A 25,990-nucleotide genomic window follows, 5' to 3' on the forward strand; every position below is an offset into this window, starting at 1 on the left:
TATACTTTTTTGCTTAAAAATTCTTCAATGATATGCCTGAAATGATTACAACCGAATTTAGCAACTGGAATATGACAATCTTTCTTTCCCCTTCTGAAAATCGATCCCAAAGATTGTCATTATAAATAATAGTTGCTGATACAAAAGCAAGTCCGAAACAAAGGATCAGAAGCAAGTTCTGAACTTCCATAAAAAAAATAAAGGCAGCAGGATACAGTAAAAACAAGCCCATAAGAAATACCATCATCTCAAAGTTCCTGAATTTTAAGCTGTCTTTAATTGCTTTCACAACAAAAATCCCGGACAAAATCAAATAGGTAATCAAACCAATATATAAAAAAATTTGTGCAGATCCGATATTAAGGAGGTCCAAAGCAAAACCTGCCTGGCAAATTGCCATGCCAAACATAAGCGCCTTCATCTTTAAATTATTGATTATAAAGATATAATAACCTAACAACAATATTCCCGCAAACAATGGAGCCCATGTTATGCTCTCAAACCTTTTACTGCCAGATAAAATGATTGATAATACAAAGGTCATGGCAACAAAAACAACTAATGCCTTTTCAGGCTTATCAGACGCTACAGCTTTCATTTTTATTTAGATTATTCTTCTAAAGTAATATGAATTTATGATAATTTTGGGGTATTAATTTTGCTAAATTAGAATGCATTTATTGAAATTTCACTTTTTGCTCATCATTTTTTCCCTCCAATGTTTCGTTGTGGCCGCACAGGATAAAGCACCAGCTACAAAATATGCCCTTTCATTGAATTATCATTATGGATTTCTGATGAAACATGGGGATGAAATGGGGCATCTTGCCAATCAAAGACCACTAAAACTTGAACTCGATTTCAAAATACAAACAGATGGAAGCAAAGGCTGGCAGGTCAATAATAACTATCCTGTTGTAGGGTACTCATTAAACTACATTCATTTTGATCCGAACAAGCCTGTCGGCGACGCTTTAGGCTTAATCCTATATTATGGCAAAGCATTTTTCAGAACTCCTAAAAGTGAGCTAAGATGGAGAATAGGTGTAGGTCCGGGAATTGTATTCCGAAAGTTTGACATTGTAAAAAACAATAAAGACAATATCACAGGAAGTACTTTTAATTATTGTCTTAATGGAGCCGTAAATTTCAGTTCAATAATTTCAAAAAGATTAATTTTCAATGCAGGAATCGGATTGTTTCATTTAAGTAATGGAGCAATGAAGATACCTAATCTGGGAATGAATATACCTGCTGTCTATGCAGGTTTGGGTTTCACTTCCAAGAAACAGGTTACATTTGATGCTCCTGAACCTGAAAGAAAAAAAAGGTCCAATTCCTTAAACTTGTCAATTGGAGGAGGATTTAAGGCAATAAAGCCTATTGGAGGATCAAGATATTTTGCAGGAGTATTTTCTGCTTACTACGATCTTGGCATTAACTCACGCACCTGCCTTAATCTTGGATACGATTTCATTTATGACTACTCTGCAAAGGCCGAAATCAAGAGAGGTACCTATGATAAGAAACTTGTAAATGGTAATTATATGAGACATGGTGTCGCATTAGGATTTCATTATTTTATAAGCCAGGTATCCTTTGTTGGTCAGTGTGGGTATTATGTTTATGATCCATTAAAAAGATATAAACCTCTTTATCAACGTTATACTATCAAATATAATTTTACTGATGCAATCAGTGCCGGAATAGCGCTCAAAGCCCATTTCGGCCAGGCAGAGTTAGTTGAATGGACGGTTGGTTATACATTAAAATGAAAAATTCAGGTTTATTATATATCGCTATTATATCAGCTATTCTCTTATCCTGCAATAAAGAAGATAGCTGGGATTGTGTAAAGAGCACTGGCAAAATTGCCCAGGAAAGAAGGATAGTCAAAGGAAGTTTTTTTATAAGAATCGAAGACAATATCAATCTTATCTTTAAAAATAATCTAGGTGATACAATAATTGTCGAAGCTGGTGAAAATCTGTTAAAAAAAATAACAACGGATCATGATGGTACTTATTTGAAAATAAAAAACAACAATACCTGCAATTGGGTCAGAACCTATAAAAAAGACATAAAAGTCTTTATTGATGCGGTAAAATTTAAGGACTTTTTTTTTATGGGATATGGTACGGTGAGCAATGAAGGTATACTAAAAAAAGATAAACTATTCATTCATAATTACTCTAACACAGATATAAATTTAAATGTTGATCTTGAATATCTCTGGCTAGACATGGATATGCTTGGCAATGTATCCATAACAGGTAATACAAAGGAATTTTATGGTATTAATTATGGATCAGGGCAGTTAAAAGTAAATACACTTAATAGTAAGATCGTTTCTCTGACTAATCAAGGCCCCGGCATGAGTTATGTGTTTTCCGACAGCATTTTTTATTCTACCATTAAAGGAACAGGAAACGTCTACTATAGTGGCAATCCTAAGATAATTGGTACTCACAGGCAAGGTTCAGGAGAATTTATCCCACAATAAGGTTACTTGCCAAATAGTTCTTCCAACTTATTAGTAAGGTCCTGACCACGAAGATTTTTTGCAACGATAGTTCCTTCCTTATCAACCAAATATGTTAACGGAATTGCCTGAACTTCATAGACAGGATTTACAGAAGAGGCCCATCCTTTTAGATCTGAAACCTGCTCCCAAATGAGACCATCCTTCATAATTGCATTCTTCCATTTTTCTTTGTCTTCATCCAATGAAACTCCAAGTATGTTAAAGCCCTTGTCCTTGTATTTTTTATAAAGCTCCACTACATGAGGATTTTCCATACGACACGGTCCACACCAGGAAGCCCAGAAATCTATCATTACATACTTTCCTTTATAATCTGAAAGCTTGATAATTTTTCCGTTGGGGTTAGGAAGTGCAATTTCAGGAGCTTTTTTCCCCACACTGACTTTACTAAGTTTTTCCTTTTCCTCCTCTTGCTTTTTCATTGCAAGGGCCTTTTCCACTTCTGAAGACAGGAGCTTTGTGTATTTTGAATTGGGATAGGCCTTATTCATTTCATCAGCTATCTTTTTCAGGAAAGGGAGATCGGACTGAAAATCAAGGTAGTTAACCATTGAAAATACAGAAAGCGAAGGAAGTACAGAATCTATGGAAGCCATCGTTAGTTTACGGGACTTTTCCTGAAGGCCTTTTAATTCTGTCATTATAGCAGGAATAGAGTCTTCCTGCTTCTTCATCTGAAATAACATTCCCTTTTGCTGCAACTTGTTCTGAGCCTTTTGAATTTCATTCATCTGATTAAAAAAAGCCAGATATTCCGCAGTTGCCTTAGAACCTTCAACTGACGCATTTCCCGGTAAATCTCTCAGATCAGAATTAAACTTAATATTTTGGCCGTCAATAATAATAAGGACATTCTGAGTATCTATCTGCAAAAGAGCATAGTCAGGCTCAGCAAGAGCGCTTTTAAATTGATAAGATCCATCAGATCCGATTTCGACAGAATCCAAATGGGCCCAGGTTTGGTTTTCAAGTTTATCAAGGTATAATTTCTTACCACCGCCATTTTTAATTGTTCCTGATAGTTCGAAAGAAAATTTTCCTTCTTCTTTTTTTTCAGATTCCTTTTTCTCAGAACACCCGAAAACAACCGCTACGATTAGCAGATAACGTAATACCTTCATCAGATTAATTCAGATTATCCAGTGTCTTTTTTAATAATTCGCTTGTAATTTTTGGGTCAGCCTTACCTTTGGTCAGCTTCATAACTTCACCCATAAACATAGCTAAAAGATTTGTTTTACCAGCTTTATATTCAGCTACTTTATTTGGATACTTTGCAATAGCCTCATCTATCAAAGGTTGTAAAGCACCAGTATCGCTTTCCTGAATCAAATTCATTTTTTCAGCTATCTGCTGAGCTGAGCCTCCCTTTTGATTGATCATTTCAGGGAAAATCTTTTGACTGGCAACTGCAAAACTAACTTTTCCTGATTCTACCAATGCAATCAGCTCTGATAGCTTTTGAGTAGACAATGGGAAATCATTTATATGAAGTGTTAATTCATTCAAATACCCCTTTACAGGTCCCATTACCCAGTTGGAAGCTGCTTTATAGTTCTTGGTATGTTTGCAAAGGTCTTCAAAATACAATGCTATTTCTTTTGAATCTGTCAATACCTGAGCATCATATTGCGGAAGCCCAAACTCTTCTGTAAACTTCTTGTACAGAAAGTTTGGTAAACTTGGCATAGTTGCCTTGATGTCCGCCAACCATGTATCAGAAATATGCAAAGGCTGAAGATCAGGTTCAGGGAAGTATCTATAATCGTTCAGCTCTTCTTTGGTTCTCATTCCGTAAGTACTGCCAGTGGTAGCATCAAACATTCTCGTCTCAGAGAAAATTGCTTCACCTTTTTCTATGAGCTCAATCTGACGCTCAATTTCATGATCTATAGCTCTCTGTACGTTTCTGATGGAGTTCATATTTTTGATTTCCACTTTCTTCCCATACTGAGTTGCTCCCTTCAGCATCACAGAAACGTTTGCATCACATCTCATCGAACCTTCTTCCATGTTGCCGTCACATACTTCAAGATACCTTACAAGTTTCCTGATTTCAGTTACTACCTGAAAGGCTTCCTCCGAACTGCGGATATCAGGTTCCGTAACGATCTCAATCAAAGGAACTCCTGCTCTGTTATAGTCCACGAGTGTATCTGTCTCACCTGCAAGGTGAAGGTTTTTACCCGCATCATCTTCCATATGAATTCTATTAAGACGAATCACTTTTTCTCCCTCTTTCATACGAATCACAACTTCTCCCCCTTTACATATAGGAGCCTTATCCTGAGTAGTCTGATATCCTTTCGGAAGGTCTGGATAAAAATAATTCTTTCTATCAAAGAAATTTACTCTGTTGATTTCACAGCCACTCGCTAAGCCCATTTTAATTGCATATTCAACCACCTTTTTATTTAACAAAGGTAGTGTTCCCGGATGTGCCAGAGTAATTACACTCACATTCGTATTTGGCATACTTCCGAACTCAGTTGAATCTGAAGCGAAGATTTTACTCTGCGTACTTAACTGTGCGTGTATTTCAAGACCGATTACCGGCTGATATTTTTCTATGATTGATTTATCCATCTTAAAGCAATACTGAATTTTACTTATACTTTTTCTTTAAGGACACCTTTAGCTTTCAATAAAACTTTATCGAGTCCGGTAAGATCTTTTCCTCCCGCTGTTGCGAAGAAAGGTTGTCCACCACCTCCACCTTGAATTTCTTTAGCAAGCTCTTTAACAAGGTTACCTGCATGAAGTTTTTTATCTGCAACAAGATTTTCAGAGATCATTACTGCGATCTGAGGCTTATCCTCTATTTTGGCCGCAAGAACAAGGAATAAATTATCAACCTTAGCCTTTACATCATAAGCCAGCTGTTTTAAAGCATCAGCTGAAGAAAGGTCTACTCTTGATATGACTACATTAATTCCATCAACTGTTTCTACTTTTTTTAGTAACTCCTCTTTGATGCCCTGGCCTTCTTTGCTGACATATTCATCAATCTGTTTCTGAAGCTTTGCTTTTTCAGCTGTAAGTTCTTCAACAGCTTTTAATATGTCTTTAGGATTTTTAAGAACCTCTTTTAATTTTTCAATAATTGAAAGCTGAGTATCCACAAAGGTTTCAGCTTCATCAGCAGTAATTGCCTCTATCCTTCTTACACCTGCTGCTACAGAACTTTCAGAAACAATCTTAAACAATCCGATTTTACCCGTTGCTGATACGTGAGTACCTCCGCACAATTCTACTGAATAGGAAGGGTCAAATGTTATGACTCTTACAAACTCTCCATATTTCTCACCAAACAAAGCCATTGCTCCAAGAGATTTAGCTTCATTGATCGGGACATTACGTCTTTCATTCAATGGGATATTTTCTCTGATCTTGGCATTAACTATCTTTTCAACTTTTTCAATTTCCTCAGGTGTCATTTTGGAGAAATGTGAAAAGTCAAATCTTAACACTTTATCATTTACCAAGGAACCCTTCTGGGCAACGTGAGTTCCAAGAACATCTCTCAATGCCGCATGTAATAAATGCGTTGCTGAATGGTTATTTTCAGTAAGAAGTCTTTTCTTCTCATTAACATTCGCTTCAAAGTCAGCTTTAACATCCGTTGGAAGCTTATCAATGATATGAATGATCAGGTCATTTTCTTTTTTAGTATCAAGCACCTGAATCTTTTCTTTTCCTGACTGAAGCACACCTGTATCTCCTGCCTGTCCGCCGCTTTCAGCATAGAAAGGCGTAGTATCAAGCACTACCTGATATTGGTCTTTGCCTTTTGCTGTAACTTTCCTGTATTTTACAATCTTTGATTTAGCACGCAAATGATCATAACCTACAAACTCAACACCTTCTTCTTCTCTTACAAGTACCCAGTCCGTAGTTTCAGTAGCTGCATCTTTTCTTGATCTCTCCTTCTGGACAGCCATTTCTTTTTCAAATTCAGCCTCATCTATTTCAAGGCCATACTCCCTTGCAATAAGGGCAGTAAGATCAACAGGGAATCCAAAAGTATCATACAGTTCAAATACGGTTTTTCCATCAATGACTTTTGATCCTTTGGATGTTTCTATGTTTACTCTTATCTGTTCAAGCTTTTTCAATCCTATCTCAAGCGTCCTCAGGAATGAAATTTCTTCTTCAAGAACTACCTTTTGCACGAAATCCTGTTGAGCTTTTAACTCAGGGAAAACTTCTGCAAACTGGTTTGCAAGCACAGGTACCATCTTGTTTAGGAATGGCTCTTTAAAGCCCAGGAAAGTATAACCATATCTAACTGCCCTTCTCAATATCCTCCTGATAACATATCCGGCTTTTGCGTTACCCGGTAATTGACCGTCTGCAATTGTAAATGAAATCGCCCTGATGTGATCAGAAAGCACTCTCATTGCAATATCAGTTTTCAGATCTTTTCCATAAGTTTTGCCGCATGCATCTCCAATGAATTTAATCATTGGCTGGAATACATCAGTATCGTAGTTTGAAGTCTTCGCCTGAATCGCCATTACAAGGCGCTCAAAGCCCATACCTGTATCCACGTGCTTTTCAGGAAGTGGTTCCAGACTTTTATCAGCCTTCCTGTTGTATTGAATAAAAACGTTATTCCAGATTTCAACAACTCTAGGATCGTCGTTGTTGACTCTGTCCCTTCCAGGTACTTTTTTAATTTCTTCTTCTGTTCTTAAATCTATATGAATTTCAGTACACGGTCCGCAAGGGCCCTGGTCTCCCATTTCCCAGAAATTATCTTTCTTGGAACCATAAAGAATTCTTTCTTTAGGAAGATATTTCAGCCACAACTCAAGAGACTCATTGTCAGGCTCAAGATTTTCTCCTTTGTCTCCTCCGAAAACCGTTGCATAAATTCTTTCTTTAGGAAGTTTATATTCCTCAGTCAGAAGCTCCCACGACCATTTTATTGCTTCTTCTTTAAAATAATCTCCGAAAGACCAGTTCCCCAGCATTTCGAACATGGTATGGTGGTAAGTATCTATACCAACCTCCTCCAGATCATTATGCTTTCCGCTTACTCTAAGGCATTTCTGAGTATCGGCTATCCTTTTATATTTTGCAGGTTGATTTCCAAGAAAAATATCCTTGAACTGGTTCATACCTGCATTGGTAAACATCAGGGTTGGATCGTTTTTATTAACGATTGGAGCAGATGGAACAATGTGGTGTCCCCTTTCCTTAAAGAAATCAAGAAATTTCTGTCTTATGCTTTTGGAATCCATTAATTAGGAAAGACCTTTAAATATTTATACTTTTTTTATAATTTTAAGCTTTTCGTCGACAAATCAGGCATAATTTTCACCTGATTCACCGTTATCTGAAGGCGCAAATTTAGTATAAATCTCAGAAGTTCAGTAATGGCCAGAATAAAATATTATTATGACACGGAAACCTGCAAGTATGAGCGTCTTAAGGTATCTACCTGGGATCTAGTACTTAATACGCTTGGCTTCCTATTTATATCATTCATCTTTGCGATTGCTCTGGTATATGTTTATACCAAATATTTCAAATCCCCGCATGAAACTTTACTGCGGAGAGAAAATGAAGAGCTTTCTCTATACTACGATCTCCTCAATCAGGAAATAGATCAGGCGAATAAAATGCTCATCGCTCTTCAAGAGAGAGATGACAATATTTACAGAGTTATTTTTGAAGCAGAACCAATCCCATACTCGGTAAGAAATTCCGAAATGGCTGGTATTACAAAATATAAGCAACTACTGGATAGAGGATTAAAAAGGGAAGAACTAATAGTTTCAACTGTTGCCAAGCTGGATAACCTGAAAAAGAAAATGTACATCCAGACCAAGTCTTATGATGAGATAATAAAACTTGCGAAAAACAAAGCTGAAATGCTAGCTAGTATCCCTGCAATTCAGCCTCTTTCTAATAAAGAGCTTACAAGGCTCGTATCAGGATTTGGATATAGGATTCATCCTATTTATAAAGTTAAGAAGCTTCATACTGGTTGTGATTTTTCAACACCTAAAGGTACTCCGATATATGCAACAGGAGACGGTATTGTAAAAACAGTAGCTTCTAACCCTGGTGGGTATGGTAATGAAATTGAAGTAGACCATGGTTATGGATATGTAACTAAATATGCACATCTTGACAAGTTCAATGTAAGAATCGGGCAAAAAGTAAAAAGAGGCGAATTAATCGGATTTTCAGGAAATACCGGATCTTCCACCGCCCCTCATCTGCATTATGAAGTCATTCACAATGGCAAAAAAGTAAACCCGGTTCACTATTTCTACATAGACCTATCACCTGCTGAATATCAAAAAATACTGGAGCTCGCATCTGTTGAAAATCAATCACTTTCATAGTGAAAATTATTATAAATTTGTGGGCATTGGGAATACATTCTCAATGCTTTTTTTTAGAAGATATTGCATATTAGACTTTTACAACTGAAGTATTTAATACATAAGAGGTATTAGTTTTTGTAAAAAAAAACGAAATTTTATTTCTATTTTTGAATTTAATAGTCCACTCAAAACCAGAAGCATTTGACTTACCAGGACAAAAAATTGGATAAGATGTATTACACCATCGGTGAGGTCGCCGAGATGTTTGGAGTTGCAGCTTCTCTGATTCGCTTTTGGGAAACTGAGTTTGACATTATTACCCCCAGAAAAAACAGAAAGGGAAACCGGCAATACACCAAAGATGATATAGAAAACATCAAGTTGGTTTATCATCTGGTGAAAGAAAGAGGATATACTCTTCAGGGGGCAAAGGACTATATTAAAATTCACGGCACAAAAGCCAAAGAGAAGACAGAGATTATAGAATCTCTTCAGAAGGTAAAAGCTTTTCTGATTGAATTAAAGAAAAGCCTTCCTTAATAAATTTTTCATTTTCAACAGCTATAAGGAATTTTTAATGACTCATGCAAATGTTTATGAGGTTGCTATAGGCCTCGTTCCCGGCATTGGTAATCAACTCACCAGGCAATTAGTAAGTTATTGTGGCGATCCGGAACAAGTATTCAGGGAAAAGAAAGGCAAACTGCTTAAAATCCCCGGTATAGGAGAAAATATTGCTCAATCCATTATTCAGTCCGACATATTTTCCAAAGCCGAAAAGCAAGTAGAAATGGCCATTAAAACAGGAACTAAAATTCTTTTTTATACCAATCATGACTATCCGGAAAGGCTAAAGACCATATCGGACGCACCAACCCTGATTTATTACAAAGGTCAGGGCCCGGTAAATTTCCCGAAAACAGTAGGAATTGTAGGCACGAGGAATGCTACAGGATATGGAAAGGAAATGACAGAAAAAATCATTTCAGAATTAAAGTCTCAAAATATTCAAATTATCAGCGGTCTGGCTTACGGCATAGATAGTTATGCACATAAATCAGCCCTGGATAATGGATTGTCAACGATTGGAGTCATGGCAACAGGTGTAAACATTGTATATCCTGCAGTTCATAAGGAAATGGCAAACCGAATGCAGACATCAGGTGGTATACTTTCCGAATATCCATTTGACACAAAGCCTGAACCCGGATACTTTCCTGCAAGGAATAGAATTATAGCTGGCCTGAGCGATATAGTGATAGTTGTTGAAGCCTCAAACTCCGGAGGAGCTTTAATCACTGCAGAACTTGCAAATGGGTATAACAGAGAAGTAATGGCTGTACCCGGAAATATTAATAACAAATATTCTGTCGGATGCAACAACCTGATAAAATCTCACAAAGCCCAAATCTATTCCAAGACATCTGATATTATTGAGCTCATGAATTGGGATCTCTCCGTTTTAACCAAGCCTAAAAATAAAACTAGAGAAATTCCTGAAGGACTTACCAATGATGAAAAGAAAATATTTGAGTTGCTAATCAGCAACGGAGAAACACATATAGATGAATTATGCTGGAAAAGCCAGATCCCTGTTAGTAAGATGGCATCCCTCCTGCTTAATCTGGAATTCAATAATCAGATAAAATCATTACCAGGGAAAAAATATAAATTAGTCTGAAATAGTCTTCTTTCGTATATTTTCCCTATGGAAAATTATTATGAGACTTTGGGCGTAAAAAACACGGCTTCCTTTGAAGAAATCAAAGTCGTGTATAAAAGTCTGGCAAAGAAATATCATCCTGATAAACATCAGGGTGATAAATATTATGAAGATCTGTTTAAAAAGGTAAACGCTGCTTATCAAACCCTTTCTGATTCACAAAAGAGAAGATTATACGATTTAAAACTTCATTATTACTATAACCCTCCACTAAAACCAGCAAAAGCCCCTGCCAACAGCGCTTCTAAACCAAGGGCCAGCAGACAGCCTCGGCCTAAACCTGCTACAACTCCTGAATCCAAAGGTTCAAATAAGGAAATAAGAATTTACCTATACACGGGACTGGCATTGATATTACTGGTGGTTTGTTCTGTTCTTTTTTATCATTATATGAATAACAGAATGGCAGCAAGAACACATGAGGAAGCTGTTCAATTTGAGAAAAAAGGAGAATGGTTAAAAGCCTTGGAGTCCTATACAGAAAGCATTTCCTTTGATGAAGACTATGCTCCTTCTTTTCAAAAAAGAGCTTTATTGCGACTTCACATGCTGGGCGATTATCCTGGAGCTGTATTAGATCTTACCAAAGCAATTGACAATTCAGACAATCCTTCATGGGATCTTTTTTACGAACGCGGAAAGGCTAATGTCAAAATCAAAAAAAATTCAGCAGCCCTTGAAGATTTTAATGAATCTATAAAAAGAAATCCAGGTAAAGATAGCAGTTATCTGTATAGGGGCGAGTTACTTCAATACGCCAAGGGAGATTGTCAATCTGCACATCTTGATTATATAAAGTTCCTGAAACATCAACCAGAGTCTGAAATGGCTCTTCTTGATCTGGCCAACTGCTATCAGGAATTAGATCAACATCAAAAATCTATAGGTATTTATACAAACATGATTAAAAACGAGCAAAGTACTGGAATAGCTTATTATTATAGAGGATTGGCTTACTCCAGAATTGTGGATTCTTCCAGTGCATGCTCTGATTTTAAAAAAGCTCTGGAATATGATATACGACAGGCAAAAAAACTACATCGCAGGTATTGTCTTAAGATAAATGATGAGAAGGACTAAACAAATTGATCCTTTTTCCTATTTTTAACTTTTCCAAATTGAATTAAAGTTTATGCGCGTTTTTTTATTAACTCTTCTTTCTCTAATTTCATTTTCCTTTAGTTTTTCTCAGGATTTTGCTCATCAATCTCCTGAGGTTCCGTATAGAAGTAAACAAAATCCTTATTATTGGAAAAACAATCCACCTACTCCCGGATATTGGCAACAGGATGTGCATTACTATATGGATGTTTTTCTTGATGATTCCAATAATGTACTTGTTTGTCCTGATTATAAACTTGTTTATTACAACAACTCTCCATTTGAATTAAAGGAGCTTTACTTCCATTTACATAACAATGCCTTCATTCCTGGGTCCTATTATCATGCTTTGAATATTGAAAATGATATTAAGGTAAAATTTGGACCTACAGAAGCCAAAGGACTTGGTACTGTAGTAGATAGCATAAGAATTGATGGTGAAGAAGTGAAGACGATCATAGATAATACGATCATGAAAGTAAATCTCAATAAGCCCCTTAAATCGGGAGATTCGCTTATTGTGACAATGAATTTCAAAACATATTTTGATCCATCCGGAAGCATGAGAAGAAGGATGAAGCTTTATGAATCATTTGGCTTTAAGCACTTCGATGCTGTACACTGGTATCCGGCAATAGCGGTATATGACCACAAGTTTGCATGGGAAACCGAACAACACCTTGACAAAGAATTCTATTCCGACTTTGGAGCATTCGATATAAAATTAACACTTCCCAACAATTATGTGCTTGAGGCCACAGGAACACTACTCAACGAAAAAGAAGTTTTACCTGATACACTTAGACAAAAGCTGGATTTAAAAAACTTTGCCAAAAAGCCATTAAAAGAGGCTCCTTCTATTATAATTCCAAGAGAGAAAGGGAAATATAAGACCTGGGTTTATCATGCAAAAAATGTCCATAATTTCGCTTTCACTGCAGACCCGCTATACAGAATAGGAGAACTGATGTGGAATGGCATCAGAGTAGTTGCTATTGCTCAGGAACCAAATGCTGCAGGATGGCAATTATCAGCTTACTTTACTGCTAATGTAATCAAAGTATATTCTCAGGATTTCGGAATGTACGCCTGGCCGAAAATAGTGGTAGCAGACGCTAAAGACGGCATGGAATATTCAATGCTTACACTGGATAATGGTACCTATCCTCAACATCAAAATCTACTGGCTCATGAGGTAGGACACATGTGGTTTTATGGAATGGTAGGCACCAATGAAACATACAGAGCAATGATGGACGAAGGTTTCACTCAATTCTTAACAGTATGGGCTATGGATAAGATTGTCGGAGAAAAGAGAGCCAGAATTGGTAAAAATAAATACATCACTAAACACGTAGACTCATCAGATACTAGGTATGAAAATCTCTACTACCCCTACATCAATCATGTTGTAGAAGGTTATGATGATGCGCTTAACACCCACAGCTCTGACTTTCACGGCGCTATAAGACATGGAGGAAACTATGGTCTGGTTTATTACAAAGCCGGAACAATGCTCTATAACCTTCGCTATGTTCTTGGAGATGAATTATTTTCCAAAGCTATGAAGCACTACTTTAACAAGTGGAAATTCGCTCATCCTTATCCGGAAGACTTTCGTGAAGCTATTATTGAATACACTCAGACCGACCTCAATTGGTTCTTTGACCAGTGGATGGAGACTACCAAATACATTGATTACAGCATTGATGATGTAAATAGAGTAAGTAAAGAAAATGAATATGAAATAAAGTTCAGACGAAAGGGGAGCATGCAAATGCCATTGGACTTTAGAGTTAAAGCTTCCGATGGCAGTATTCATGATTTCCATATACCCAATACATGGTTTATTAAAAAAACAAATGCAACTATTTTACCCAAATGGTATGGTTGGGGCAAATTAAATCCTACTTATAAAGCTGAAATCAAATTACCTTCTCCGATTAAAACCATTGAGATTGATCCCACACATTATCTTGCTGATATTGATCTGACAAACAATAAAGCCGGTGATGGAGGAATTAAAATACTTGAATTCGAACACAGAGTACCTAACGTTACAAGCTGGAAAGTTCAGAAAAATACATTTAGACCCGATGTCTGGTACAATAGTTTTGATGGTTTTCAGGTTGGACCATACTTTAAAGGAAGTTACTTTGGCAAATTTCAGTATTCGGCCGGAGTCTGGTTTAACACAGGTTTGGCACAGGGCAAAAATGAAAAAGACCTAGATCTTAAACATCAATGGGTGGCTGCTGACATCTATTTAAAACGAAACCTCTCCTTAATCTGGAAAGGATTAAGCGCCAATAGCAATTTATATTACAATGCGGGAATAGCCAATTTAAATGCCGGTCTTGAGAAAGTGGTGCGCGAGCCTGATCAAAGAGCATCGAAGTATTCCAAATTCTTTATCAATACAAAATATCTCATAACTACTGATAACTATTTTGTTTACAGGCTATATCCTGAACAGTGGGGACGCTATCAGGGCGACTTCACATCTGGCTTGGTGAATGCAACCGTTAATCTGGGATACTTTCGTTACTATACCTATGGAAAAGGTAATGGAGAATACACGTTCAATGTGAGAATACCATCCGTGAGATCTGATTATAACTATTCTTATGCTCAGCTAAACTCCATTAACCGATTCACACTTAAAAAGTTTGAATTCAGAACAAGGGTATTCGGACAAATAGGATTTGGTGACATCCCTCTTGAATCTACTTTATATCTTGCAAGTGCAAACCAGGAACAAATGTTGGATAACCGATTTACACAAGCGAGAGGTTTTGTACCAAATGACTGGTTAGGGTATGGTCAGAATACCAATCACTTCCATATGGGAGGAGGTTTGAATCTCAGAGGATTTGCTGGTTACCTTGCACCTGAAATCCATACAATCAATGGGCAAGAAATATTAGTTTACAACTATTTCGGAAATTCCGGAGCTGCCTTTAATGCAGAAATTGATTTTGATAAATATATAAAAATTCCCGCGAAAGGAATTACAAAAAACTTCAAGGTAGACACTTACCTTTTCTCCGATTTAGGTATTCTTAATACGACCTCCTCATCGAAAAACTATTTCGGAAAATTCAGGTTAGATGCTGGTATAGGGTCTGCTGTTACGTTCAAATTCGGGCCATATGATATGAAACCTGTAACCCTCAGGTTTGATATGCCCATTTTTGTAAACACGCCCCCGGCTGTATCTGATTATTTTAAATTCAGATACGTAATCGGCATAAACAGAGCGTTTTAAGAAACATAGTATGGATTAGTAAAACCAAGTGTTTTATGAAACATGGCTAACTATTTGTAATTAGGGCCGTAATCGTTTAGTGGGATGAATAATTTCTGCAAATTTACTTTTCTTCTAACGTTTTCATTTTTCAGCATACTAAATACTTTGTATGCTCAAAATGTATACACTGTATCAGGAACTATAAAAGATAAGTTAACCAATGAGCCTATTATAGGAGTAATTGTTTCTGCCCCTTCAGCCCAGGCAGGTACTATGTCAGACGAAAACGGATTTTACAGCATATCAATTCCCTTTGATACCATTACCCTTATTGTTGAACAACTTGGCTACAAGAAGGAAGTAATAATCATCAATCTTGGTCAGGATATGTCTTTGGATTTTTTGCTAGCCGATGATGATGAGCATTTAAAGGAAATTGTGATTGAAGGAAATCCTCACAAAGAAGCGATCAATTCCACTCAAATGAGTAAAATTTCCTTATCTGCCAAAGATGCTAAGCAGGTACCAGTTCTCTTTGGAGAACCTGACCTTTTAAAAATCCTTCAGCTCAAACCTGGTATTCAATCAGGTGGAGAAGGAACTTCCGGTCTGTATGTAAGAGGTGGAGGACCAGATCAAAATCTCTTTGTAGTTGATAATGCAATTGTATATAACCCCAATCACCTCTTTGGCTTATTCAGTATTTTTAATACAGATGCTGTAAAAAGCATCGACTTATACAAAGGTGATTTCCCTGCACAATATGGTGGCAGATTATCATCAGTGGTAGATGTTAAACTGAATGAAGGTAGCACAACTAAAACCTCAGTAAGAGGCGGAATAGGCCTAATTGCGTCAAGACTGACGGTAGACGGACCTATAAAAAAAGATAAAGCATCTTATATCATTTCTGCAAGACGTACTTACTTTGATATATTCACAAGTCAGCTCAACAGAATGAATAAAAACAATTCATCTTATGATCCAATTCCCGCTTATTATTTTTATGACCTGAACGGAAAAGTAAATTATAAATTTGACGAAAAGAATTCATTTTATCTGACTGGATATTTTGGCAGAGATGTTTTTAATTATGATCAAAATCGACTTGACTTCACATTTAACTGGGGAAATTCAGTTGCTGTAGGTGGCTGGAATCATATTTTTTCTGATAAGCTAAAGGTTACTACATCTGTTATTTATTCAGATTACAGATATAACATCAAAAACAGGTTTAAAGATTTCTCTTTCAAACTAAGCTCTATGGTCAGAGACTATACGATACAAAGCGATTTTACATACAAACACTCTGAAAAACATAATATTAAATTTGGTATATATACAAGTAATCACAGGTATATAGTAGGAAGATTAAGAGCTGGTACTGATGATGGTAAAGTACAACTTGGCCTTGGGTCAGTATTTAGTTCTCAGGAAGGTGCCATTTATGCATCTGACGAATTTGATGTCGGAGTTCGTTGGAAATTTAATACCGGACTTCGTTTATCTTTATTCAAGAACAAAGCAAATTATTTTGGAGGAATAGAGCCAAGAGTTGCTTTCAGATACCTTATCAATGAAAAGATGTCATGGAAAGGAAGCTTTGCCAGAATGTACCAGTATATCCATTTAATTTCAAATTCAGGAGCAAGTCTTCCTACTGATATCTGGTATCCTTCCAACAGCACTGTAAGACCTCAACGTTCAGATCAAGTAGCAACAGGCCTTTCCATAATCATTGGAGATAAATTCTATCTGACTGATGAAGTTTACTATAAGTGGATGAAAAGACAGATTGATTTCAAAGATGGCGCAATGATATATTCAAATCCTAACCTGGATCAGGAGTTTGTATTTGGAAAAGGATGGGCTTATGGAAACGAAATATACCTGGAGAAAAGAAAAGGTAAGACCACCGGATGGGTCGGATATACTTTGTCATGGACTTGGAAACAATTTCCTTATATCAATAATGGAGAAAAATTCTTTGCCAGATACGACAGAAGACATGATCTCTCAATCGTAATTGTACACAGGCTCACCGAAAGGCTAAATATCAGCGGTACCTGGGTATATGGAACAGGAAACGCCGTTTCATTACCTAATGGTCGATTTATTATGCAGGATTTAGAAGGCACTAATATTAAGGTGATTCCCGTTTATGGTAAAAGAAATGGATTTAGAATGCCTCCATACCACAGAATGGATCTGGGGTTAATATATAAATTTAAGCCTAAAAAAGAAGGAACAGAGTCTGACCTCACCTTGAGCATTTATAATATATATAACCGTAAAAATGCCTACTTCATTTATTTTGATGAAATACAAAATGAATTTGGGGTCACCACAAAGTTTCAGGCAAAGCAGGTTTCATTATTTCCAATCATTCCTAGTCTTACATATAATTTTAAGTTTTAATAAAGTATGAGACGGATTATTTATTTAGTTGTTTGTGTACTTTTATTTTCTTGTAACAGAGAAAAAAATATAACTGTTGAGCTGCCGGAACATATTAGCCAGCCTGTTGTTGAATTTTACCTTCAGCCAGGAAAACCATTCCGTTTATTGCTTACTGAATCTGCTGGCTATTTCGATCCTCCACAGGTAACGCCTATTGACGAAGCTACAATAGAAGTAGTACACGCCGGCAAAATTTACTATCCGACCCCACAACCATTTGGAATCGACACTGCTACCAGAAAATTTTACAACTATAGCACTGATAAAAACACCGTAGTGCCCCTTGATTTTGACAATGATTTTTTCGTGTCAATAAAAGACAAAAACGGAAGAATTATAGAAGGACGCACCACTATTATGCGGCCCGTAGTCATTGATACTATTAGCTTTTTCACCGATGACCCTGAAAAGGCAGCTATACTTGTTAAGTTTCAGGACAATCCTGCAACAAAAGATTACTACAGAGTCATAGTTGTACAGGATTCCATTACTGGGGAAGGTAAGTGGGATCAGGTTTTTAACGATGAAGCCATTCAGAGTGAGCTTGGAGGAGTTAATTCAGGTTATATACTATTTCAGGGGAGCAAAGTCATAGTACAACTCTTTCATATTAACAAAGATTACTATGACTATGTCACTTCGACAAAAAATGCGGCAGACTCCAATGGAAACCCATTTGCACAACCATCGAGGATTATGTCAAATGTAACCGGAGGAATAGGTATTATTACAGGATTTCAGCCAACAGAAAAAAAACTTATTGTGCAATAAGCAGCGATTCGGCAAGTATATCGGCCAGGTGAATTACTTTCAGTGGTTTCCTTATTTTATTGATATATTCAGCATAGTGACTCAAACATGAATAATCTGTTGATATAATATAATCAGCATTCATGACTAATGCCTCCTCAACCTTTTTGGCAAGTATGTTTTCAGAAGCTTTACTAGAGCACAAAGAAAAGTTGGCACCAAAACCACAACAGCTGCTTTCCTTAAAATTCAATAATTCCAGGCCATTGATACACTTTAACAATGTTCTTGGAGCATCTTTAATTTGACAAAAATTAAGTGCAGTACAAGAGTCATGATAAACAGCTCTTGCTGAAAAATTGGCTCCCTTTAAACTCTCAACTTTAAGGACATTGACAATAAACTCACTGAGTTCAAATGTTTTTTTTCTCGCATTCTTATAGTCATTCCTGTGAGAAGAACTGTCAAAGAATAGCTTATAATTGTTACGAACCATATTGAGACAGGCTCCGGAAGGAATAACTGTGTAATTAACAGATGCTGAGTTCTCCTCCAGAAACTTCACTCCGAACTCCATTGCATCATCAAAAGCTCCACGATTTAGAAAAGGTAAGCCACAACATTTTTGATTTTCCTTAAAATGGACTTTACATCCCAGGTGTTCGAGTAATCGTATAGTATTAAATCCGGTTTTTGGGAAAAAATGGTTAACAGAACAGGGTACAAAAAGATTTACTTCAACCGCGCGCATACTATTGAGGGAAAACCTTTCCTGCTATTGCCATTGCTTCTTCAAGTGCGTTTAAATCAACTCCGGTATTTATGTCGTGAGAGATAAAATATTCAATCATTTTTTCAGTTGGGATATTCCCTACCAAATCATCTTTAGCCATTGGGCATCCTCCAAAGCCTTTGATTGCTCCGTCAAACCTTCTGCAGCCTGCTTTATAGGCTTCCTTTACCATATCAACAGCATTGAAAGGCGAAGCATGTAAATGTGCACCGAATTCTATCCTTGGAAAAGCAGGAATCAGAGAAGTGAATAAATATTGTAAATCTTCTTTCTTTGCTATTCCTATCGTATCTGATAGGGACACGATTCTTACGCCTATATCAAAGAGTTTTCCTGTAAAGTCTTTTACATACTCTACATCATAAGGATCTCCATATGGATTTCCAAAGCCCATTGAAAGATAAACTACAAACTCTTTCTTATGTATCTCACAGATGGATTGAATTTCTCTCACTTGAGCAAAGGCCTCTTCAATACTTTTGTTGGTATTTCTTTTCTGAAAAGTTTCAGAAAGTGAAAGCGGAAAACCCAGGTAATATATTTCATTATGGCTGGCAGCATCCTGCGCTCCTCTTACATTTGCGATGATAGCAAGCAACTTTGACTTTGACCCTGAAAGATCTAACTGCTCGAGTACCTTTACAGTGTCACTCATCTGAGGCACAGCTGTAGGAGATACGAAACTTCCAAAATCAATAGTATCAAACCCAGCTTTCAGAAGTTGGTTGATATATTTTATTTTAAGCTCAGTAGGAATAAATTCCTTAATGCCCTGCATCGCATCTCTGGGGCATTCTATAATTTTTACCACAGACATCTTTAATGATTAGAATAAAGCAGAAGCTATTTGTTTTACGCTATCAGATTTTCCCATTGAATAATAATGCAGGACAGGTACTCCAAACTCCATTAGCTCTTTGGATTGCTGAATTGTCCATTCTATTCCAACTTCTTTGACCTGATCTGCTGTTTTGCATTTACTAATTGCTTCGGACAATTCTACTGGAATATCCATATGGAATATACTTGGCAATATTGTAATCTGCTTTTGTGTAGTTATTGGTTTTAACCCGGGAATAATCGGAATTGTAATTCCTTCTTCCCTGCATTTTTTTACAAAATCAAAAAACTTCTGGTTATCAAAGAACATCTGAGTAACTATATAATCTGCCCCCAGATCAACTTTTTGTTTAAGATATTTGATATCAGTCTGAAGATTGGGAGCCTCAAAGTGTTTTTCAGGATAGCCTGCTATTCCGATACAGAAATCGGAAGGAACAGGATTCTGCAAATCATCATCAAGATATACGCCCTGATTCATACATTTTATCTGCTTAATAAGATCAGAAGCATAATGATGACCATCCGCTTCAGGAATAAAGGTACCCTCTGACTTTATAGCATCTCCTCTTAAGGCCAATACATTATCAATACCCAGGAAATTCAAGTCAATGAGAGCATTTTCTGTTTCTTCCCTTGAAAATCCGCCACATATAATATGAGGGACTGCATCTACCCTGTATTTATTCATGATAGCTGCACAAATTCCTACAGTTCCAGGTCTTTTTCTGATTGATTTTTTTTCGAGAAGACCGTTTTCTCTTTTCTTGAATACAAACTCTTCTCTATGGTATGTGACATCTATAAAAGGAGGTTTAAACTCCATCAGAGGATCTATTCCATCAAAAAGAGACTGAATATCTTGTCCTTTTAAAGGTGGAAGAATTTCAAAAGAAAAAAGAGTCTTTTTAGCGTTTTTCAGGTGTTCTACGACTTTCATCTTCTTGGATAAGTGAAGCTCAAAAATACTTATTTTTATCGAAGAGTTTAACCAATAAACGTCAAAAGGTTTAAGCTTTTAATCATTTTTAAAAATTGATTATAAGTATTTAGTTATCACAGGGAAATTTTAAGCAAACTAGGGCTGTTTTTAAAACAAGCCAGGCGCCAAATTCCCGTCTTTGCTTTGAGGGTATTCTCTCTGGACGTTTATAGAGATAGGGTCCGAAAAGTTTCCAACCTGGTCCTCAGCTATTTTGAATATGGCAATATATTGCCAGACTACCATAGAGGAACTAGGGGGGATTGGATGAGTGTCTATAAAATCCTTAAGGGTATGATTTGCTAAAAAGACAAACCCTCTGCCATCCTTCCTGTCAACAAATAAATCAAGGGAATCAGCCTTGCGATTCATCAACCGTATCAATGGCCTTCCTCCATCCAGAAAAATCTGAAGCTGAGGTTCCAATGTTACAGAAATATCAAACAAAACTTTAAACCTGTATAAAGCCAGACTTTGATCAATCTCGCGACAAAACTGAGGTGTTTTTTTCAGGTGCTCTACATATTCAGAGATTCTTTTAAATATTCCCGGTGTGACGTTTTGAGGAACCTCAATTTCATCAAAATCTGATAACGTTTCCTGCACTTCAATTTTTTCGCCATAGGCATAAAAATCTTTTACAAGGTTATTCCTTCTAACTTGTTTCTTTGCAAATTCAATTCTTTTCAAGGAGAACTGATACATTTTCAAATCATTACGTATAGAATTCAGCGCTTCATCCGAAATTTCCAGAAATTCTTTTAACTCAGTTAATTTATTGTAAAAATTAATGAGCCACTCGAGACGTAAATGATCAATACTTTGGGAAAACATTTTTGGCGGATTTTGTTTTCACTGCCAACTAAGAAGCAAAACAGTGATACTTTTGATACACAAAATATAGGATTTTCATCTATAAAATACAAGTATCTATCCCTTTGAAGGTAAAAAAAGTCCAATTTCACCAATTTTTTCCATTAACTATTACTCACTAAAGGAAACATATTTCACTCAAAATCACTTATTATACAGTAAAGGAACTGGATGTACAACCAAAACCTAATGTAATTATGGACGAAAATGTGAAAATATTTTTGGGTTTCCTTGCCGGAGCGGCGACGGGCGCAATTGCCGGTATTTTATTAGCACCGGAAAAAGGAGATGTAACCAGAAAAAATATCTCTGATAAAGCATCTCAATTAAAAAGCGATGTAAATGACCAGGTGCAGAAAGGAGTTGAAAAATTAAATACTTTAAAACAATCTGCATTCTCATTGATCAATGACTACAGCCAGCAAACTCAAGCTCAGGCTAACCCATAATACTGGTTTTATAAAAAAAACAGAAAAGCTGTCTCAGATATGATGAGACAGCTTTTTTTAAATCTATTCAAAGCAGAATGGCTGCCCATCACGACAGCCATTCAACTTTTCGCCTTCCGCTTTTAGCTTTTAGCTTCTAATCATAGTTCAAAACCGGACTAAGCCACTTCTCAACCTCTTCCACAGACATGTTCTTTCTCTTGGCATAATCAGTCACCTGATCTTTTTCTATTTTACCCAATCCAAAATATTTAGAATCAGGGTGAGAAAAATACATGCCACTAACAGATGATGCCGGATACATGGCAAAGCTCTCAGTTAGCGCAATTCCTGTTCTACAGTTGGGATCCAGCAACTTGAATAAAATACTTTTCTCTGTATGATCCGGACATGCAGGATATCCTGGAGCAGGTCTTATCCCCACATACTCTTCTTTTATTAAAGCTTCATTATCAAACGACTCTCCACTTGCATATCCCCAATACTCCTTTCTTACCTTCTCATGCATGCATTCTGCAAAAGCTTCTGCCAGTCTGTCTGCTATAGCTTTGATAAGTATGGAGTTGTAATCGTCGTGATCTTTTTCATACTTTTCGAGTAAAGGTTCAATACCTATACCTGCAGTCACTGCAAAACCACCGATGTAATCATTAATTCCCGATTCTTTTGGGGCGATGAAATCACTGAGCGCCAAATTAGGTATACCTTTGCCTTTCAATCCTTGTTGTCTTAATGTATGAAAAGTCGTAAGGATTTTACTTCTATCTTCTCTGAAAACTTCATGCTTGTGATTACCATGATCAATTACTTCCTTATTAAACTCATGCAGAATGATATCATCATCACCTCCTCTTGTTGCAGGATAGAAGCCTATAACTGCTTTTGCCTGAAGTAATTTTTTGTCGATTACCTCTTTTAATAGAGCTCTAGCATCATCATATAGTTTTTTTGCCTCTATACCGATAATAGGGTCTTCAAAAATTTTAGGAAACTTTCCTTTAAGCTGCCAGGTCTGGAAGAAAGGAGTCCAGTCGATGTACTTGCTAATTTCTGATAAGGAGTAATCATCGAAGAATTTTGTACCCAGAAAAGCAGGTTTGGTGACTTTAGTAGATGTCCAGTCAATAGGAGCTTTATTAGCCCTTGCCTGATCAATGGTGATATAATTTTTATCTTTCTGCCTTTTAGAATGTTCTTCGCGTGCTTTAGAATATTCGGCTTTAAGATTCTTAATAAAATTATCTTTGGCTTCACGATTCATAAGGCTTCCGGCAACCGGAACGCTTCTTGAGGCATCCAGAACATGAACAACAGATCCGCTGTAATGTGGATCAATTTTCACTGCGGTATGTATTCTTGAAGTTGTAGCACCTCCGATCATAAGCGGGACTTTTAAACCTGCTTTTTCCATTTCCCTTGCAACTGTAACCATTTCATCAAGAGAAGGAGTTATCAGACCGCTTAATCCTACGATATCTACATTATTTTCCTGAGCCGCTTTAATGATTTTATCAGTAGGCACCATTACTCCAAGATCGATGATCTCGTAGTTATTACAACCTAAGACTACTCCAACTATATTTTTACCAATATCATGAACATCACCCTTTACAGTCGCCATAAGGATCTTACCAGCATTTTGCCCTTCTCCTCCTCCTTTTTTCTTTTCTTCCTCTATAAATGGAAGCAGATAAGCTACTGCTTTTTTCATTACCCTTGCGCTCTTGACCACCTGAGGCAAGAACATTTTTCCTTCACCGAAAAGATCACCAACAATGTTCATTCCATCCATTAAAGGTCCTTCAATAACCTCCAAAGGTTTATCGAACATGTGCCTTGCTTCTTCAACATCCTCATCAATATAATCAACTATACCCTTAACCAAAGCATGAGCTAACCTTTCATTCACAGGAAGCTTGCGCCAGGTTTCATCTTTAACAGTTTCCTTACCCTTGTTCTTAACCTTTTCAGCCATTTCGAGCATTCGTTCGGTGGCATCCGGACGTCTGTTAAGCAATACATCTTCAACATGCTCCAGCAGATCTTTAGGAATATTTTCATAGACCTCAATCATACCCGCATTCACAATACCCATATCTAGGCCAGCTTTAATTGCGTGATACAGAAATGCGGAGTGCATCGCTTCTCTAACCACATCATTTCCTCTGAAAGAAAAAGATATGTTACTAACTCCTCCACTTACTTTTACTCCAGGTAGATTTTCTTTAATCCATTTGGTAGCATTGATAAAATCTACTGCATAGTTATTGTGTTCTTCAATACCTGTAGCAACAGTAAGAATATTCGGATCAAAAATGATGTCTTCTGCAGGGAAGTTAACCTCCTTGGTTAGTATATCATAAGCTCTTTTACAAATTTCTATTCTTCTTTGGTAAGAGTCTGCCTGTCCCTGTTCATCAAAAGCCATGACAACAACAGCAGCTCCATACTTTCTGACTTTCCTCGCATGTTCCTTAAATTTCTCTTCTCCCTCCTTTAAGCTTATTGAATTTACAATAGCTTTACCTTGAACACATTTAAGGCCAGCTTCAATTACCGACCATTTGGACGAATCCACCATAATAGGAAGTTTGGCAATATCGGGCTCAGAAGCTATAAGATTAAGGAAGGTTGTCATTGCCTGCTCAGAATCCAGCATCCCCTCATCCATATTCACATCGATAACCTGAGCACCACCTTCAACCTGGTTTCTTGCTACAGCAAGGGCTTCTTCATAATTACCCTCTTTGATAAGACGTGCAAACATTTTAGAACCTGTTACGTTGGTTCTTTCTCCAATATTGATAAAGTTAGCTCCTTTGAAGACTTTCAATGGCTCAAGTCCGCTGTATCTTGAAAGATGATCTGATTCAGGTTTTGTTCTTGGCTTGTATTTAGCTGCTAAATCTGCAATTGCTTTAATGTGCGCAGGTGTTGTACCACAGCATCCACCTATAATATTCAGTAAACCTTCCTCAAGAAATTCTTTGATAGTAGAAGCCATCTCCTCCGGACTTTCATCATATTGCCCGAATTCATTGGGCAGCCCCGCATTAGGGTGTGCACTGATCCCTGTAACTGATTCCTTTGCTAAATCTCTGATGTGTTGCTTCAGCTGTTTTGCTCCTAATGCGCAGTTAAAGCCTACAGTTAAAACAGGTAAGTGAGTAACAGAATATAAAAAAGCTTCGACTGTTTGTCCGGATAAGGTCCTTCCGCTTGCATCCGTAATGGTGCCTGAGATCATAACAGGAATTTTTGATCCTGTGTCTTCTTTATACGATTCAATTGCAAATAAAGCCGCTTTGCAGTTAAGTGTATCGAAAACCGTTTCGACAAGAAACAGATCTGCCCCTCCCTCTGCAAGCCCTTTTACTTGTTCATAATATGCTTTTACAAGATCATCAAAAGTTACTGCTCTGTAGCCAGGATTATTGACATCAGGAGACAAGGAAGCCGTTCTGTTTGTGGGACCTATAGAACCAGCCACAAATCTGGGTTTTGAAGGATCCTTCTTATTATATATATCTGTAGCTTCTTTGGCAATTCTTGCAGATTCAAAATTTAGTTCATAAACAAGATCTTCCATATGATAATCCGCCATAGCAATCGAAGTACCACTAAAAGTATTGGTTTCAATTATATCAGCGCCCGCTTCAAGGTATTTCAAGTGGATTTCTTTGATAACATCAGGACGAGTAAGCGATAACAAGTCATTATTACCTTTTAAATCTCCTTTATGATCTTTGAATCTTTCCCCTCTAAAATCAGCTTCTTCAAGGGTATATCCCTGAATCATGGTTCCCATAGCGCCATCAAGCACAAGTATTCTTTTCTTTAATACTTCCTGAATGTCAACAGTCATTTTTCAATAACTTTTTTT

General features: G+C 36.9%; 19 protein-coding genes. 10 read left to right on the top strand and 9 right to left on the bottom strand.

What is annotated here, in order from left to right; genetic code table 11:
* Positions 1–13: 13 nt before the first annotated feature.
* The gene (locus MYP_RS10705; RefSeq protein ID WP_045462884.1) at positions 14–598 is read right to left on the bottom strand and encodes a hypothetical protein; all 585 of its coding nucleotides are present in this window, start codon (positions 596–598) and stop codon (positions 14–16) included.
* 73 nt (positions 599–671) lie between these two features.
* Between MYP_RS10705 and MYP_RS10710 the strand changes: the two genes are divergently transcribed.
* Together MYP_RS10710 and MYP_RS10715 are read left to right on the top strand one after the other, a co-directional pair.
* Positions 672–1,775, top strand: a complete 1,104-nt coding sequence (locus MYP_RS10710) for an acyloxyacyl hydrolase (protein ID WP_081990481.1) — start codon at positions 672–674, stop codon at positions 1,773–1,775.
* Positions 1,772–2,503, top strand: coding sequence for a GIN domain-containing protein (locus tag MYP_RS10715; RefSeq protein ID WP_197060058.1), 732 nt, complete (start codon positions 1,772–1,774; stop codon positions 2,501–2,503). Before MYP_RS10710 ends, MYP_RS10715 begins: the two co-directional genes overlap by 4 nt.
* A 2-nt stretch (positions 2,504–2,505) precedes the next feature.
* Here MYP_RS10715 and MYP_RS10720 read toward each other — a convergent pair whose 3' ends face one another.
* From MYP_RS10720 to alaS, 3 genes are read right to left on the bottom strand one after another with little or no spacing between them, the layout of a single operon-like run.
* Complete coding sequence (locus tag MYP_RS10720; RefSeq protein ID WP_045462893.1) at positions 2,506–3,666, bottom strand: TlpA disulfide reductase family protein; 1,161 nt, start codon at positions 3,664–3,666, stop codon at positions 2,506–2,508.
* Positions 3,667–3,670: 4 nt separating this feature from the next.
* On the bottom strand, positions 3,671–5,131 hold the full coding sequence (gene gatB, locus MYP_RS10725; protein ID WP_045462896.1) for an Asp-tRNA(Asn)/Glu-tRNA(Gln) amidotransferase subunit GatB: 1,461 nt from the start codon (positions 5,129–5,131) through the stop codon (positions 3,671–3,673).
* Between the two features lie 23 nt (positions 5,132–5,154).
* Positions 5,155–7,791, bottom strand: coding sequence for an alanine--tRNA ligase (gene alaS, locus MYP_RS10730; RefSeq protein WP_045462899.1), 2,637 nt, complete (start codon positions 7,789–7,791; stop codon positions 5,155–5,157).
* Between the two features lie 135 nt (positions 7,792–7,926).
* On the opposite strand from alaS, the gene MYP_RS10735 reads away from it, so the two are divergent.
* The 7 genes from MYP_RS10735 (at position 7,927) to MYP_RS10765 (ending at position 18,191) form a co-directional block, all read left to right on the top strand.
* The gene (locus MYP_RS10735; protein WP_045462902.1) at positions 7,927–8,904 is read left to right on the top strand and encodes a M23 family metallopeptidase; all 978 of its coding nucleotides are present in this window, start codon (positions 7,927–7,929) and stop codon (positions 8,902–8,904) included.
* 213 nt (positions 8,905–9,117) lie between these two features.
* A complete protein-coding gene (locus tag MYP_RS10740) occupies positions 9,118–9,426 on the top strand; it encodes a MerR family transcriptional regulator (RefSeq protein ID WP_231570032.1) in 309 nt (102 codons plus the stop codon).
* Between the two features lie 37 nt (positions 9,427–9,463).
* Positions 9,464–10,567, top strand: coding sequence for a DNA-processing protein DprA (gene dprA, locus MYP_RS10745; protein ID WP_045462905.1), 1,104 nt, complete (start codon positions 9,464–9,466; stop codon positions 10,565–10,567).
* A 27-nt stretch (positions 10,568–10,594) separates the two neighbouring features.
* Positions 10,595–11,689, top strand: a complete 1,095-nt coding sequence (locus MYP_RS24975) for a J domain-containing protein (protein ID WP_052430098.1) — start codon at positions 10,595–10,597, stop codon at positions 11,687–11,689.
* Between the two features lie 52 nt (positions 11,690–11,741).
* Positions 11,742–14,978: a M1 family metallopeptidase gene (locus MYP_RS10755; protein WP_045462908.1), complete on the top strand. Its 3,237-nt coding sequence runs from the start codon at positions 11,742–11,744 to the stop codon at positions 14,976–14,978.
* Positions 14,979–15,062: 84 nt separating this feature from the next.
* Entirely contained in the window at positions 15,063–17,378 is a 2,316-nt protein-coding gene (locus tag MYP_RS10760) for a TonB-dependent receptor (protein ID WP_045462911.1), read from the top strand.
* Between the two features lie 6 nt (positions 17,379–17,384).
* Complete coding sequence (locus MYP_RS10765; protein WP_045462914.1) at positions 17,385–18,191, top strand: DUF4249 domain-containing protein; 807 nt, start codon at positions 17,385–17,387, stop codon at positions 18,189–18,191.
* On the opposite strand, the gene MYP_RS10770 is transcribed toward MYP_RS10765, so the two are convergent.
* The 4 genes from MYP_RS10770 to MYP_RS10785 form a co-directional block, all read right to left on the bottom strand.
* Positions 18,178–18,921, bottom strand: a complete 744-nt coding sequence (locus MYP_RS10770; protein ID WP_045462917.1) for a (Fe-S)-binding protein — start codon at positions 18,919–18,921, stop codon at positions 18,178–18,180. The genes MYP_RS10765 and MYP_RS10770 overlap by 14 nt on opposite strands.
* Position 18,922: 1 nt before the next feature.
* Positions 18,923–19,780: a hydroxymethylglutaryl-CoA lyase gene (locus MYP_RS10775; protein WP_045462920.1), complete on the bottom strand. Its 858-nt coding sequence runs from the start codon at positions 19,778–19,780 to the stop codon at positions 18,923–18,925.
* A 9-nt stretch (positions 19,781–19,789) separates the two neighbouring features.
* A complete protein-coding gene (gene metF, locus MYP_RS10780; protein WP_045462923.1) occupies positions 19,790–20,743 on the bottom strand; it encodes a methylenetetrahydrofolate reductase [NAD(P)H] in 954 nt (317 codons plus the stop codon).
* A gap of 150 nt (positions 20,744–20,893) precedes the next feature.
* The gene (locus MYP_RS10785; protein WP_045462925.1) at positions 20,894–21,619 is read right to left on the bottom strand and encodes a hypothetical protein; all 726 of its coding nucleotides are present in this window, start codon (positions 21,617–21,619) and stop codon (positions 20,894–20,896) included.
* A gap of 236 nt (positions 21,620–21,855) precedes the next feature.
* Here MYP_RS10785 and MYP_RS10790 point away from each other — a divergent pair, with 236 nt between their 5' ends.
* A complete protein-coding gene (locus tag MYP_RS10790) occupies positions 21,856–22,107 on the top strand; it encodes a YtxH domain-containing protein (RefSeq protein WP_045462928.1) in 252 nt (83 codons plus the stop codon).
* Between the two features lie 136 nt (positions 22,108–22,243).
* On the opposite strand, the gene metH is transcribed toward MYP_RS10790, so the two are convergent.
* Entirely contained in the window at positions 22,244–25,972 is a 3,729-nt protein-coding gene (gene metH, locus MYP_RS10795; protein ID WP_045462931.1) for a methionine synthase, read from the bottom strand.
* Between the last annotated feature and the right edge of the window lie 18 nt (positions 25,973–25,990).

The organism is Sporocytophaga myxococcoides (genome assembly GCF_000775915.1).
In the GTDB taxonomy this organism is placed as follows: Bacteria; Bacteroidota; Bacteroidia; order Cytophagales; family Cytophagaceae; genus Sporocytophaga; species Sporocytophaga myxococcoides_A.